General features: G+C 57.9%; 12 protein-coding genes. 4 read left to right on the forward strand and 8 right to left on the reverse strand.

The annotated features are described in order from the left end of the window. Positions 1-43 precede the first annotated feature (43 nt). The 4 genes from AC4ANE_RS17390 to AC4ANE_RS17405 form a co-directional block, all read right to left on the reverse strand. Positions 44-334 carry a DUF1653 domain-containing protein gene (locus AC4ANE_RS17390; protein WP_002554105.1) on the reverse strand — a complete coding sequence of 97 codons (291 nt, stop codon included), beginning with the start codon at positions 332-334 and terminating at the stop codon, positions 44-46. Between the two features lie 106 nt (positions 335-440). Further along, complete coding sequence (gene fadA, locus AC4ANE_RS17395) at positions 441-1,616, reverse strand: acetyl-CoA C-acyltransferase FadA (RefSeq protein WP_002554106.1); 1,176 nt, start codon at positions 1,614-1,616, stop codon at positions 441-443. A gap of 4 nt (positions 1,617-1,620) precedes the next feature. After that, entirely contained in the window at positions 1,621-3,786 is a 2,166-nt protein-coding gene (gene fadB / locus AC4ANE_RS17400; protein WP_002554107.1) for a fatty acid oxidation complex subunit alpha FadB, read from the reverse strand. A gap of 651 nt (positions 3,787-4,437) precedes the next feature. After that, a complete protein-coding gene (locus AC4ANE_RS17405; RefSeq protein WP_002554109.1) occupies positions 4,438-4,875 on the reverse strand; it encodes a hypothetical protein in 438 nt (145 codons plus the stop codon). Between the two features lie 131 nt (positions 4,876-5,006). Here AC4ANE_RS17405 and AC4ANE_RS17410 point away from each other — a divergent pair, with 131 nt between their 5' ends. Continuing rightward, positions 5,007-5,447 (forward strand): universal stress protein, encoded by a 441-nt coding sequence (locus AC4ANE_RS17410; RefSeq protein ID WP_002554110.1) that lies wholly within the window; start codon positions 5,007-5,009, stop codon positions 5,445-5,447. Positions 5,448-5,513: 66 nt separating this feature from the next. On the opposite strand, the gene AC4ANE_RS17415 is transcribed toward AC4ANE_RS17410, so the two are convergent. Beyond that, positions 5,514-7,424, reverse strand: a complete 1,911-nt coding sequence (locus AC4ANE_RS17415) for an ATP-binding cassette domain-containing protein (RefSeq protein ID WP_002554111.1) — start codon at positions 7,422-7,424, stop codon at positions 5,514-5,516. Positions 7,425-7,628: 204 nt separating this feature from the next. On the opposite strand from AC4ANE_RS17415, the gene AC4ANE_RS17420 reads away from it, so the two are divergent. Beyond that, on the forward strand, positions 7,629-9,557 hold the full coding sequence (locus AC4ANE_RS17420) for a transglycosylase SLT domain-containing protein (protein ID WP_460408430.1): 1,929 nt from the start codon (positions 7,629-7,631) through the stop codon (positions 9,555-9,557). Between the two features lie 48 nt (positions 9,558-9,605). Here the strand turns inward: AC4ANE_RS17420 and AC4ANE_RS17425 are convergent, their stop codons facing one another. Both AC4ANE_RS17425 and AC4ANE_RS17430 read right to left on the reverse strand, forming a co-directional pair. Continuing rightward, positions 9,606-10,415 carry an MOSC domain-containing protein gene (locus tag AC4ANE_RS17425; RefSeq protein ID WP_005732645.1) on the reverse strand — a complete coding sequence of 270 codons (810 nt, stop codon included), beginning with the start codon at positions 10,413-10,415 and terminating at the stop codon, positions 9,606-9,608. Positions 10,416-10,517: 102 nt separating this feature from the next. Further along, positions 10,518-11,444 carry a chemotaxis protein CheV gene (locus tag AC4ANE_RS17430; protein ID WP_002554114.1) on the reverse strand — a complete coding sequence of 309 codons (927 nt, stop codon included), beginning with the start codon at positions 11,442-11,444 and terminating at the stop codon, positions 10,518-10,520. Positions 11,445-11,894: 450 nt separating this feature from the next. Here AC4ANE_RS17430 and AC4ANE_RS17435 point away from each other — a divergent pair, with 450 nt between their 5' ends. Then, positions 11,895-12,326 (forward strand): hypothetical protein, encoded by a 432-nt coding sequence (locus AC4ANE_RS17435; RefSeq protein WP_002554116.1) that lies wholly within the window; start codon positions 11,895-11,897, stop codon positions 12,324-12,326. Between the two features lie 157 nt (positions 12,327-12,483). Further along, positions 12,484-13,146, forward strand: a complete 663-nt coding sequence (locus AC4ANE_RS17440; RefSeq protein ID WP_460408431.1) for a response regulator — start codon at positions 12,484-12,486, stop codon at positions 13,144-13,146. Here AC4ANE_RS17440 and yegS read toward each other — a convergent pair. Further along, entirely contained in the window at positions 13,130-14,047 is a 918-nt protein-coding gene (gene yegS / locus AC4ANE_RS17445; protein ID WP_002554118.1) for a lipid kinase YegS, read from the reverse strand. The genes AC4ANE_RS17440 and yegS overlap by 17 nt on opposite strands. Positions 14,048-14,430 lie beyond the last annotated feature (383 nt).

Raw genomic sequence — 14,430 nt, forward strand, 5'->3', positions numbered from 1 at the left:
GAATAACTAGATGAAAGACAGTGAGGAGCTTGTAAAGGCCACGCTATATATAGTGGCTACAAGGTGAGGTCAAGCACAGCCTGTTGTGCAATTCCTTCTCACGTTGGTGAAACAGGCTGGGTTCAGCCTCAACCAGAGCAAAGCGCGGGACGTGCTCGCCGTCAACCTCGACCGACTCCAGAAACATGCTCAAGGGACGCACCCACATCCCGAAATCGCCGTACAGAGCCTGATAGAACACGACTTCCTCTTCGGTTTCGGAATGCCTGGCAACACTGAAAACCCGGTACTGCGGGCCTTTGTAATGGCGATAGAGCCCTGGTTGCAGTTGCATGCTGCGGTCCTCTTGTAAACACGTTCAAAAAATTTGGCTGAAGAAACCTTTTTTTCAAAAAACAAAAGCCGGGGCACCAAGCCCCGGCTCGCATCACACACAGGAATCAGACGCGTTCGAAAACGGTCGCGATGCCCTGCCCCAGACCAATACACATGGTAGACACACCGAAGGTGCCGCGATTTTGCTTCATGACATTGAGCAAGGTGCCGGAGATGCGCGCGCCGGAACACCCAAACGGATGACCCAGAGCGATGGCGCCGCCGTGCAGGTTAACCTTCTCGTTCATCTTGTCGAGCACTTTCAAATCTTTCAACACCGGCAAGGCCTGTGCAGCGAAGGCTTCGTTGAGCTCGATGAAGTCGATATCGGCGATCGTCAGGCCTGCACGCTTGAGCGCTTTCTGAGTTGCCGGAACCGGACCATAGCCCATGATCGCTGGGTCGACACCGGCCACGGCCATCGAGCGAATCACCGCCAGAGGCTGGATACCGAGGTCCTGGGCGCGCTGCGCCGACATGACAATCATGCACGACGCACCGTCAGTGATCTGCGAGGACGTACCGGCAGTCACGGTGCCACCTTTTGGATTGAACGCCGGCTTGAGCGCGGCGAGACTTTCCAGGGTGGTGTCCGGACGAATGGTCTCATCGTAGTCAAAGACCTTGAGGAAGCCGTTCTCGTCATACCCCTGCATCGGGATGATCTCATCCTTGAACTTGCCTTCCAGCGTCGCCTTGTGGGCCAACTGGTGGGAACGCAGGCCGAAGGCATCCTGCTGCTCGCGGGTGATGCCATGCATTTTGCCGAGCATTTCAGCGGTCAGGCCCATCATTCCGGAGGCTTTGGCAGCGTGCAGGGACATGTGCGGGTTCGGGTCCACGCCATGCATCATGCTGACGTGGCCCATGTGCTCCACACCACCGATGACGAACACGTCACCGTTGTTGGTCATGATCGCCTGCGCAGCGGTGTGCAGCGCGCTCATGGACGAACCACACAGACGGCTTACTGTCTGCGCAGCCGAAGTGTGCGGGATCTGGGTCAGCAATGACGCCATGCGCGCGATGTTCCAACCCTGCTCCAGGGTCTGGTTGACACAGCCCCAGATCACGTCCTCGACTTCAGCCGGATCAACCTTGTTGTTGCGCTCGAGCAATTTGCTGATCAAATGCGCGGACATGTCTTCAGCACGGGTGTTACGGTGCATGCCGCCCTTGGAGCGACCCATCGGGGTACGACCGAAGTCGACAATCACGACGTCTCTTGGATTAAGGCTCATTCGTTCATTCCTCGGAAGACGCTTGACCGAAGAAGCTCTGGCCTTTACTGGCCATTTCACGCAGCTTCGCGGTCGGTTGATACAGGGCACCCAGCTCGGCGTATTGGTCAGCCAGGGCAACGAATTCGGCAACACCGATGGAGTCGATGTAGCGCAGCGCACCGCCACGGAATGGAGGGAAACCAATACCGTAGATCAGGCCCATGTCGGCTTCGGCAGCGGTTTCGACGATGCCGTCTTCCAGGCAGCGAACCGTTTCCAGGCACAACGGGATCATCATCCAGTTGATGATGTCTTCATCGCTCACTTCACGCTGTTCGTAGACGATCGGCTTGAGCACATCCAGCACAGCCGGGTCATTGACCTTCTTGGGCTTGCCCTTCTTGTCGGTCTCGTAGGCGTAGAAGCCCTTGCCGTTCTTCTGTCCCAGACGTTTGGCTTCATACAGCGCGTCAACCACAGAGCGGCGATCATCCTTCATCCGGTCAGGGAAACCTTCGGCCATGACATCACGGCCATGGTGGCCGGTGTCGATACCGACAACGTCCATCAGGTAGGCAGGCCCCATCGGCCAGCCGAATTTCTCCATGACCTTGTCGATGCGCACGAAATCCACGCCTGCGCTGACCAGCCTGGCAAAACCGCCGAAGTACGGAAACAGTACGCGGTTGACCAGAAAGCCCGGGCAGTCGTTGACCACAATCGGGTTCTTGCCCATTTTCCTGGCGTAGGCAACGGTCGTGGCGACCGCTTCTTCGCTGGACTTCTCGCCACGGATCACTTCCACCAGCGGCATCATGTGCACCGGGTTGAAGAAGTGCATGCCGACGAAGTTTTCCGGACGCTTGAGGGCCTTGGCCAGCAAGCTGATCGAGATGGTCGAAGTGTTGGACGCCAGAATGGTGTGCTCACCCACGTTGGCTTCGACTTCCGCCAGTACCGCCTGCTTGACCTTCGGGTTTTCGACAACCGCTTCGACCACCAGGTCGACGTTGCCGAAATCGCCGTAGGAAAGCGTAGGACGAATCGCGTTAAGCGCTTCGGCCATCTTCGCCGCAGTCAGACGGCCTTTTTCCAGACGGCCGCCAAGCAGTTTGGAGGCTTCGTTCAGACCCAGCTGAATGGCTTCTTCGCGGATGTCCTTCATCAGGATGGGCGTGCCCTTGACTGCCGACTGATAGGCAATGCCGCCGCCCATGATCCCGGCGCCCAGTACGGCGGCCTGTTTCACTTCCTTGGCGACTGCGTCGTAGCCCTTGGCTTTCTTTTTCAGTTCCTGATCGTTCAGAAACAGGCCGATAAGGCTCTGCGCAGCAGATGTCTTGGCCATTTTCACGAAACCGGCGGCTTCGATTTCCAGCGCCTTGTCACGACCGAAATTGGCGGCTTTCTGGATGGTCTTGATGGCCTCGACCGGTGCCGGATAGTTCGGTCCGGCCTGACCTGCGACAAAACCTTTGGCGGTTTCGAATGCCATCATTTGCTCGATGGCATTGAGCTTGAGCTTGTCCAGCTTGGGCTGGCGCTTGGCCTTGTAGTCGAGCTCGCCGGAAATGGCGCGCTGAATCAGGTCAAGGGCCGCGGCCTGAAGCTTCTCGGGTGCAACTACCGCATCAACGGCACCAACCTTCAGAGCATCCTCTGCGGAGCTTTCCTTGCCTGACGCGATCCATTCGATTGCGTTGTCAGCACCGATGATGCGCGGCAAACGCACAGTACCGCCGAAACCAGGGTATAGGCCCAGCTTGACTTCGGGCAGACCGATGCGAGCACTGCTGGAGATGACCCGATAGTCTGCGGCCAGGCACATTTCCAGACCGCCGCCCAGCGCAATGCCGTTGATAGCGACAACGGTGGGCACGCCCAGATCTTCGAAATCGCTGAAAATCCTGTTGGCTTGCAGATTGCCCGCAACCAGTTCGGCTTCCGGCAACTTGAAGTTGTCGACGAACTCGGTGATGTCGGCACCGACGATGAACACGTCCTTGCCACTGCTGACGATCACGCCCTTGACCGAGGCATCGGCCTTGATTGCATCGACTGCCTGACGCAATTCATTGAGGGTGAGGCGGTTGAACTTGTTGACGGACTCACCCTTGAGATCGAAATTCAATTCGACGATGCCACTTTCAAGAGCCTTAACCGTGATGGCTTTACCTTCGTAAATCATCAACTGATCTCCACAATATGGAAGCTGAACAATACCCGCCGGACATTAATGTCCGACGGGGCTACGACGTCGCCGTCGATGAACTCGCCAAATCACACGTTTACCCGCCGCGACGTGGTAGCCAGGATTCTGTCAGAGCCTTCTGACGACCAAACGATCATTTCATACGCCCGTTTGATTTGGGTACGCACACCATCAGGCATAACCGAGAGATTGTCAATTCGACTAAACACTCGAAAATATTCGTTTTCGCGGGAATATGCAGGCACTCCATAATGCCCACGCCTGTGTGCGATCCGCCATCATTCGCCAGCGTGATAGTAGCCGAACTCAGGTGCTGTAGCCTGATCTAGAGAGCGTGACACGAGACAGCTGTAGGCCAGGAAAATCAGGTGCGGACGCACCGCCTGAGGGCACATACAAAAAATATTTGCAGGAATCGCGACAAAATGGAGCAAAAGGGCTAGAGTCGCAACACTGCGCCACAAGAGGCTCGCAATGCAGCTGATTTGCGGGTGCGCAACAGCGAAGGCCGACATGGCGGTGAAAGCCTGTCGGCACGCGACGAATTATCGGCCTGCCTGGCCAACCCCGGCCCGATGTTGTTATCGGGCTTTTTAATGCCTGCGATTTAATGCCTGAGAGTCAGGCTCAGGCCAATTCCCTGAGCAGCTTATCAATACGCTGCAACACTTCTGCCTCGCCCCGCTCCGCCCAGTACACGGCAACCATCTGCCCGTCAGCTTCGACCTTGTAGGCATCTGCGGGCAACGTCTGCAGATGAGGCAGCAGCTTTGGATCTTCGCAGACCTCACGCCAGCGGTTGCGCCAGACGCCCGGCTCGCTCTGCCAGTAAACCCAGGCATCTGCATGCGAGCCCAGCCGCGGGCGATGGTACTGCGCGCAAGGGCTTGGCGGCTCTTTCGTCAGCCAGTGCGGCCACTCTTGCGGGGCAAGCTGCATACCCATTCCCAGACGGCGCGCCTCCATGCGCAATGCCATCCTGCCGCTCTGATGACGCGACGGGCGCAACCACACAAGCGGGCTCAGCATCACACCAATGATTGACAGGACTATCCAGACCGTCATATTTCTTGCCCCCAAGCCGATTTCGGACTTCTCACAACATTTTTGAAAACAATGGCTTGCACAAGGGTCTGCCCAGATGCGAACGAAAGAGCCATACTCCCACCATCGCAATGTTCCCGGAGGACACCCTCATGCCGTACGAACACATTCTGGTTGCCATCGACCTCACCGATGAGTGTGACCCGGTCATCCGTCGCGCCAGCTTGCTGGCCAAGGCCAGCGAAGCAAAACTGTCAGTGGTGCACATCGTCGAGCCAATCGCCATGGCATTTGGCGGTGATGTCCCGATGGACCTTTCGCAATTGCAACAACAACAGATCGATCAGGCCAGGGAAAAGCTCGGAAAGCTCAAACTCAAGTACCCGCAGCTGGAAAACAGTGAAAGCCATATGGTGTTTGGTCAGCCACGACAGGAAATCCACAAGCTGGCCAAGAGCGAAGCTTGCGACCTGATCGTTGTCGGCAGCCATGGCCGCCATGGCCTGGCCTTGTTGCTTGGCTCCACCGCCAACGACGTCCTGCACGGTGCTCCGTGCGATGTGCTGGCAGTGAGCCTTAAAAAGCCCGAGTAATCTGACCTGCTACATCGAAAAGCCCGGTTACCCGGGCTTTTTTGCATCACACGAACGCGTCAGCGATCACTCGTCCAGTTCGGCCCAGCGCTCCAGCAGCTTGTCCAGCTCGGCCTGCAGGTTTTCCAGCTGCGCCAGCACGGCAGCAGTCTGTTCCGCAGAACGCTGGTAAAAGCCCGGCTCGGCCATTTCTGCAGTCAGGACGGCCATCTTGCCTTCAACCTCATCGATCTGTGCAGGCAGCGCCTCCAGCTCGCGCTGAAGTTTGTAGCTAAGCTTCTTCTTGGCGACCGGCATGTCCTGCGCGGCAACCGGTGCGGCCTGCACCACAGCGCTGGCCAGTTCGGCCTTGCCCGACTTGGTGTCGGCAACACCCAGAAGACGCGGCGAACCGCCCTGACGCAGCCAGTCCTGATAACCACCGACGTATTCGCGAACCTTGCCTTCACCTTCGAACACCAGCGTGCTGGTGACGACGTTGTCCAGGAATGCCCGGTCGTGACTGACCATCAGCACGGTGCCCTTGAAGGTCAGCAAGACCTCTTCGAGCAGCTCCAGAGTTTCGACGTCCAGGTCGTTGGTCGGTTCGTCGAGCACCAGCAGGTTGGCAGGCTTGCTGAACAGCTTGGCCAGCAACAGACGGGCACGCTCGCCACCGGACAGCGCCTTGACTGGCGTGCGGGCACGTTGCGGGCTGAACAGGAAGTCACCCAGGTAACTCAGGACATGACGGCTCTGGCCATCGATGTCGATGAAGTCACGCCCCTCGGCAACGTTGTCGATCACGGTCTTTTCCAGGTCGAGCTGGTGACGCAACTGGTCGAAATAGGCCACATCGAGACGCGTACCGACTTCAACCTTGCCACCGGTCGGCTGCAGGTTGTCGAGCATCAGCTTGAGCAATGTGGTCTTGCCGGTGCCGTTCGCGCCGAGCAGACCGATACGGTCTTCGCGCTGCAGGACCATGGAGAAATCCTTGATCAACATCGGGCCACCCGGATGGGCAAAGCTGACGTTGTCGAGAACCATGACCTGCTTGCCGGACTTTTCGGCAGTATCGAGCTGGATATTGGCCTTGCCGGTACGCTCACGGCGCTCGCTACGCTCTACACGCAGCTCCTTCAGGGCACGCACGCGGCCTTCGTTACGGGTACGACGAGCCTTGATGCCCTGCCGGATCCAGACCTCTTCCTGAGCCAGACGCTTGTCGAACAGTGCGTTGGCAGTCTCTTCGGCTGCCAGTGCGGCTTCCTTGTGGACCAGAAAACTGGCGTAATCGCCGTCCCAGTCGATCAGGCCACCGCGGTCCAGCTCAAGAATACGGGTCGCAAGGTTTTGCAGGAATGCCCGGTCGTGCGTGATGAACAGCACCGCACCCTGGAAATCCTTGAGGGCTTCTTCAAGCCAGGCGATAGCGCCAATATCCAGGTGGTTGGTCGGCTCGTCGAGCAGCAGCAGATCCGGCTCGGAAACCAGCGCCTGAGCCAGCAGAACACGGCGACGCCAGCCACCTGACAACTCGGCCAGGGTCTTGTCGGCAGGCAACTGCAAGCGGCTGAGAGTGCTCTCGACCAGTTGCTGCAGGCGCCAGCCATCACGGGCTTCGAGGTCCTGCTGAACATGCATCAGCTTGTTCAGGTCTTCCTCGGTGACGCAGTTCTGCGCCAGATGGTGGTATTCGGCCAGCAACGCACCGACGCCATCCAGACCTTCGGCCACCACGTCGAAGACAGTCCGTCCGTCGGCTACCGGCAATTCCTGGGGCAATTCGCCGATCTTGAGGCCGGGCGCACGCCAGACAGCCCCGTCATCAGGCTTCTGAACGCCTTTTACCAGCTTCAACATGCTGGATTTGCCTGTGCCGTTACGGCCGATGATGCACACCCGCTCACCACGGGCGATCTGCCAGGACACCTTGTCCAATAACGGCATGGCGCCGAAAGCAAGGGACACATCGCTGAATTTGAGCAGGGTCATGAGCTTCTCCAAAAACCGGGCGCGCATTCTACCTGAGATAACCGGCGGATGTCGGGAATCGTGGCACCCGTGACAACTTCCACATACCCTTCATAACCGACAATTATTTCCATATGAGACAAGCTCGTCGGCAATGCTTTCACCATGAGCTGGCAAAAGGCTAAGCTAGCAATACTTTTCACGACTCATCTGCTCGGAAGTCTCATGCGCAGTCGTTTGTTCAGCTTTTTATCGTGCCTGCTCCTCTCCACCACCGCCATCCAGACTGCTCATGCGGTAGACCTCAACCAACAACGCAAGTATTACGACGAAGCCAAGCGTGCGCTGGCCAAGGGCGATTCAGGCCCGTATCAGATGTACAGCACGGCGCTGGCCGATTATCCGCTGGAGCCCTACCTCGAATACGACGAGCTGACGGCGCGCCTGAAGACTGCCAGCAACGCGGAAATCGAGAAGTTTCTTGCCGAGCATGGAGACCTGCCACAGGCCAACTGGATGAAGTTGCGCTGGTTGCGCTGGCTGGCGGAACGCGGTGACTGGCAACCGTTCGTCAAGTACTACGACCCGAAAATGAATTTCGTCGAACTGGATTGCCTGTACGGCCAATACCAGTTGAGCAACAACAAGCGTGCCGAAGGCTATGCCAGCGCAGAAAAACTGTGGATGACCGGCAAGACACTGCCAGCCGCCTGTGACGGCTTTTTCGCGCAATGGGCAGCCGCAGGCCAGTTGACAGAGCAGAAACGCTGGCAACGGGCCAAACTGGCCGCTCAGGCACGCAATTACAGCCTGGCCAACACACTGGTCAACAGTCTCAACTCGCTGGCCCCGCAAGGACGCCTGCTGCTGGCCGTCGCCCAGAAGCCGGAAATGGTCAACAACCCCGCGCAGTTTGCGCCGGTGGATGAAGCCATGTCCGATGTGGTCGGCCTTGGCCTGCGCAGACTGGCCAAGGAGGATCCGCAGAAAGCCCTGTCGATGCTCGATGGCTACGCGGCAACCATGCACTTCTCCCGTGAAGAGCAGGTGGAAATTGCCAAGGAAATCGGCCTGACCCTGGCACGTCGCTACGACGACCGCGCCCTGGAGGTCATGACCCGGTACGACCCGGAGCTGCGCGACAATACGGTTACCGAGTGGCGTATGCGTCTGCTGCTGCGGCTGGGTCGCTGGGAAGATGCCTACGAACTGGCACGTCGACTGCCCAAGGACCTTGCTGCAACCAATCGCTGGCGTTACTGGGAAGCCCGCTCTCTGGAACTGGCGCAGCCCAACAGCCCGCTGATTGCCGCTCTGTACAAGGACGTGGCCAAAGAACGCGACTTCTACGGTTTTCTGGCGGCCGATCGCACACAAAGCCCCTATCAGCTCAACAACAAGCCCCTGGTGCTCAGCCAGGCGCTGATCAACAAGGTACGCAATACCCCTGGAGTGCGTCGTGCGCTGGAGTTTCATGATCGCGGCGAAATCGTCGATGGACGACGCGAGTGGTATCACGTCAGCCGCCAGTTCAACCGTGACGAAATGGTTGCCCAGGCCAAACTGGCCTACGACCTGAAATGGTATTTCCCGGCCATTCGCACGATCAGCCAGGCGCAATACTGGGATGATCTGGACATCCGCTTCCCGATGGCCCATCGCGACACACTGGTACGCGAAGCCAAGGTGCGTGGGCTGCACTCAAGCTGGGTATTCGCCATTACGCGCCAGGAGAGCGCCTTCATGGATGACGCTCGCTCGGGCGTCGGTGCCAGCGGGCTGATGCAGTTGATGCCTGCCACCGCCAAGGAAACTGCCCGCAAGTTCAGCATCCCGCTGGCCTCGCCGCAGCAGGTGCTGGACCCGGACACCAACATTCAGCTGGGCGCCGCCTACCTGAGTTCGGTGCATGCCCAGTTCAACGGCAACCGCGTGCTTGCTTCAGCCGCCTACAACGCCGGGCCAGGCCGCGTACGCCAATGGCTGAAAGGTGCCAATCACCTGGCCCTCGATGTCTGGGTAGAGAGCATACCGTTCGATGAAACCCGCCAGTACGTACAGAACGTGTTGTCCTATTCGGTGATCTATGGCCAGAAACTCAACTCGCCTCAGCCGCTGGTTGACTGGCACGAGCGGTTTTTCGACGATCAGTGACCGGTCGGCAGGAGTGCTTCTCAGAGCACTCCTGCCGCCACGCAACGCCTATTCCAGCACTTCGACCGGCATACCCACTTCAAGCTCGCCCAGCCCCTCGTTGACCACGTTCTGGCCAAACAGCACGTTACCCTCCACTTCCCGATAGGTCTTGAGCGTGGCGAAGGGTTCGCGATCCGGGCTGCGCTCGCCGGTAGCGGGATCGATAGTGGTGAGAATGCAGCGCGCGCAAGGCTTGAGTAGCTGGAATTCGATGTCGCCGATACGGATGCGCTTCCAGCCATCCTCGGCAAAGGCCTCGGCCCCTTCAACCACCAGATTGGGTCTGAAGCGCAGCATTTCCAATGGCCTGCCCAGGCGGGTCGACAGGTCATCGAGCGAGCCCTGACCAATCAGCAGCAACGGGAAGCCATCGGCAAAACTCACCCGATCGTTAATCGTCTGATAGCCCCCGGGCAGCCAGCGCGCACGCTCTGCCGGCAGATAAACCATGCGGGTGGGCTTGCCAATAAACCGGCTGACCCATTCGGCTGCCACATCGCCAGCGTCCGGCACCTGCAACGAATCACGCCAGACTGTCACACCGCGCAGGTTTGACTCGATATCCAGCGGAACCGCGACGTCCAGAGGCTCGAAACCGGGTGCCGAAAGGGTTACACCGCCGCGGGCATTCCACAACACCGTCAGTTGGGACATGTGCGACAGGGCGCGCTGAGTGAAGAACCGACCGTTGCTTTCGTCGACCAGCATCCAGCGTCGGTCCCCCGCCAACCCCAACTGGTCGAACGACGCGCGTTGCAGCGTCTCCGCCTTGCAGGATTTGAGAGGGAAACGATAGAGAGAGCTGAGACGCAACATGAGAGCCGGTTCCTTTGATGGCGGGATAAGCTTTGACGAAGACATCGAAGCTTATCCGAAGCCGGAGCGGCAGGCATCCGCGATCAACAATCGCGCGAGGTATCAGCCAATCATCAAAAGACGTTCGCGCACTACTTCGACCAGCTTGTCGGGCTGGAATTTGGAGAGGAAGTTGTCGCAACCGACCTTCTTGACCATCGATTCGTTGAAGCTGCCGGACAACGAGGTGTGCAGAACGATGTACAGACTGCGCAAACGCGGATCGTTGCGAATCTCGGTGGTCAGGCGATAACCGTCCATTTCCGGCATTTCGGCATCGGTGAATACCATCAGCAGCTTTTCATGGACGTTCTCGCCCGCGTCCGCCCAACCCTTGAGCATGTTCAACGCCTTGAGACCATCACTGGCCACGTGCAGCTTGAGGCCCAATTGAGACAGCGTGTCGCGCAACTGCGCCAGTGCCACCTTGGAGTCATCGACCAGCAACACCTCACGACCACGGGCATTTTCCAGTACCGGGTCTTCGAGCTTCTCGCGGGACACCTTGGCGTTGTACGGCACGATCTCGGCAAGTACTTTTTCGACGTCGATGATTTCTACCAGTTGGTCATCGACCTTGCTGATCGCCGTCAGGTAATGCTGACGACCGGCGCTGGCCGGCGGCGGCATGATCGCGTCCCAGTTCATGTTGACGATGCGATCCACACCACCGACCAGGAAGGCCTGAACCGAGCGATTGTACTCGGTGACGATGATCGTGCTGCCAGGCCCCGGCACCAGCGGCCGCATACCAATGGCCTGGGAAAGGTCGATCACCGGCAGGGTCTGGCCACGCAGGTTGACTACGCCACAGACGAACGAGTGGCGTTGCGGCATGAGGGTCAGCTTGGGTAGCTGCAATACTTCCTGGACCTTGAACACGTTGATCGCAAACAATTGCCGACCGGCAAGGCGAAACATGAGGATTTCCAGGCGATTCTCGCCCACCAGTTGTGTGCGCTGATCTACTGTGTCGAGAATGCCTGCCATTATTAGCTCCTGAAGCAATGGTCACGATGAGTCTGTTGAGCCTGTATCGGCTGAAACCAGCCGGACCTTAATGGCGATGAAAGGCCATTCTCAGTATTGATATCACTTTACCATCATGATTTACTGGTGTCGCTTTCCTGCCAGACAAATACGACGATGAGCGCGTCCTGGAAAAGCCTGAACATACCCAGTCGCTCAAGGTAAAAATCAAAGAAGCACAAAAAGTCAATCGGGGATAACCTGATATGATCGACATCTAATTGCCACTATTGTGACGCCATTCTCAATACAAGAATGGCGTCAGGTTCGTGTCCGCTTTTCAAACCTTGTAATCAAGCGGCGCTGGCAACATTCAGAAATGCCCTACATACTTTTGTTTGAAATCGACATTAACTGTCAGCCATTCGCCGCGGGCGGAAGTTCGCTATCCATGATCAGTGGAGACAAAGGATGCTGAGCAACAACGATTGGCAGCATAAGCACGACCAGTTCCTGAGCACCTCTCAGGCACTTCTGTACAAGTCGGAAGAATGTCTTTCGCACCTGGAGTTGATCCCCAACGACGAGGACGCCACCGGCTGCCTTCTGACCACCCTGCGCACGCTGGCCCAGGAGGCGGAAGCCGCGCCTGTGCCTTGTATTGCCGAGTTTTCACGTCAGCTGTGTCAATTATTGAAAAGCGGCGACCAGGCCAATGAACTCTCACAGGAAACCCTGCTGACCGTCAAAAACTGCCTGATGCTGATGTCCTGGCAGGTCGAGCTTCTCGATCCGCAAACGGGTGAGTTGACGATGGACAACAACGAACAGCTGGAGCTGTTGGAAAAGCTGGCCAGCGCTTCCTCGCAATCGGCAGCGGTGAAGGATGCAACCCAACGATAACGCTCGACTGTCGAGCATCACACACGCAATGTCATTGAAGTGATGTTGTCACGTCAGGGTTTTCCGTCCTATTGTCTTCACTGCTTTCAAATCGTCTTAAAGGTTGACCAGGGACTGAAAGCACGCCTCGGCGGTCCCATTTACACAAGAAGCCACAATGACCTGCAATCTGTTACTGGTCGACGACCACTCCCTGATCAGAGCCGGCGTGCGAGCGCTGGTTGCAGAAATGCCGGGCTACGCCATTATCGGTGAAACGGCGGACGGCGCGCAGTTGTCGAGCCTGGCGCAGCGACTCAAACCCGACATCATCCTGCTCGATATCTGGATGAAGAGCGTCGACGGCCTTGAGGCGCTTGAACAACTATTTAAAGTACAGCCACATTGCAAGGTCTTGATCCTGTCGATGCACACCGATCCGGACATGATCATACGTGCGCTCGACATCGGGGCTCGCGGCTATCTGCTCAAGGACACCACCGCGACCGAACTGGAACAGGCACTGGAAGCGCTGCGCAACAACGAACGCTACCTGAGCCCGGCCATCGCTCATACCGTTATCGAGCGCGCCCTGCGCGGAACACGCTCGGACAGGGCCCAGGCGACCAAGGAGCGGTATCACCTGACCGCTCGCCAGCTGGAAATCCTGCGTCTGATCGTGCGCGGCAAGTCCACACGTGAGATTGCCGTCGGCCTGGGACTGAGCATCAAGACCATCGAGACCCACCGCTCCCAGGTCATGAAGCGGCTACAGATATTCGACGTCGCCGGGCTGGTACTATTTTGCGTTCGCGAGCGGATTATCAGTCTGGACGATTGAGCATCGGTGCACGGCTCAGCACCGGAGAATCCGCCGGCAAATGCACCTGAAGCGCGCCCGGCCGAGCTTCGAAGCGCAAGTCCTCGCCAGACAACGGCTCACCATCGAGGTTGATGTCCAGCCCCTGAGCCGACTTGAGTTCTACCCAAGGCAAACGCGCGCGAATGAACATGTTGTCGATGCCCAGCCCGCCTTCCAGCAGACTCCTCAGCGTGCCGACCACTTCCTGAGGCGCGGGCAGGATACTGATGTCGAGCAGACCGTCATCGGCCAGTGCGGTCGGGCACAGCTCGTGTCCACCGCCTGCCTGCCGGCCATTGCCGATACCCAGCGCCAGCAGGTCTCCACGCCAGTGGAAATCCGGCCCGGTGAGTTCGCCGTGGGCAGCATGCAATTCGCTGAACCTTGTCAGGCCGGTAAACAGATAGGCCGCGCCGCCCAATACCTTTTTCAGGTCTTCGGATGTGTTGGCCGTTACCTGACTGCCAAAGCCGCCGGTAGCCATGTTGAGGAACAGTTTGCCGCCGACTTCACCCAGATCGACGGCACGCGGTGCTACGTCCATCAGTTGCAGAGCCTTGGAGACCTCAAGAGGCACCCCGGCTGCGCGGGCAAAATCGTTGGCAGTGCCCAGCGGCAAAATAGTCAGGCTGGCTTGTGTTTCGGCCAGCGCCAGGGCCTCGGCGATATCTCGCAAGGTACCGTCACCACCGCCCGCCACGATATGCCGATGCCCGGCGGCCAGCGCTTCGCCAACCAGGCGCTGGGCATCGCCAGCTTCCCAGGTGAGCCTCACGTCCAGCTCCCAGCCCTGCTTGCGCTTGTCTGCAACGGCATCACGTACGTCTTCGTTGAGCGCCTGTTTACCGTGAAGAATGAGCATTGCCCTGCGTTGTGTCATGACACCTCCTCTGACGAACCCTACGAATTGAAGCCTGCGAGCGACGCTCTTTCTGTAATCAGCGCCCGCATACATTTCGCACGACGCATGACTGTGACCCCGCACATGTCAAAAAGGCCCACCCGTCACAGAAATTTTTTTCACGTCATCAAGAACAGATCAACCCCCGCCAATACTGGGCAAAACCCGGAAGCAGAAGCTCTGGAGCAACGATTGCATCAGAGTTGGCACACCTTTGTACTGACGCTATTTGTTTCATGAGCTTTACTGACAGCAGGTCCCTCACTTGGGGGAAGTTTCATCTACAAATGGTTGAAAAGTCTTAAATAAAATTCGGAACAGGACGACATATATAAAGTGATATTCACAAAAGACAGTCCAGA

The sequence above is a fragment of the Pseudomonas sp. Pme6b genome (assembly GCF_058129925.1).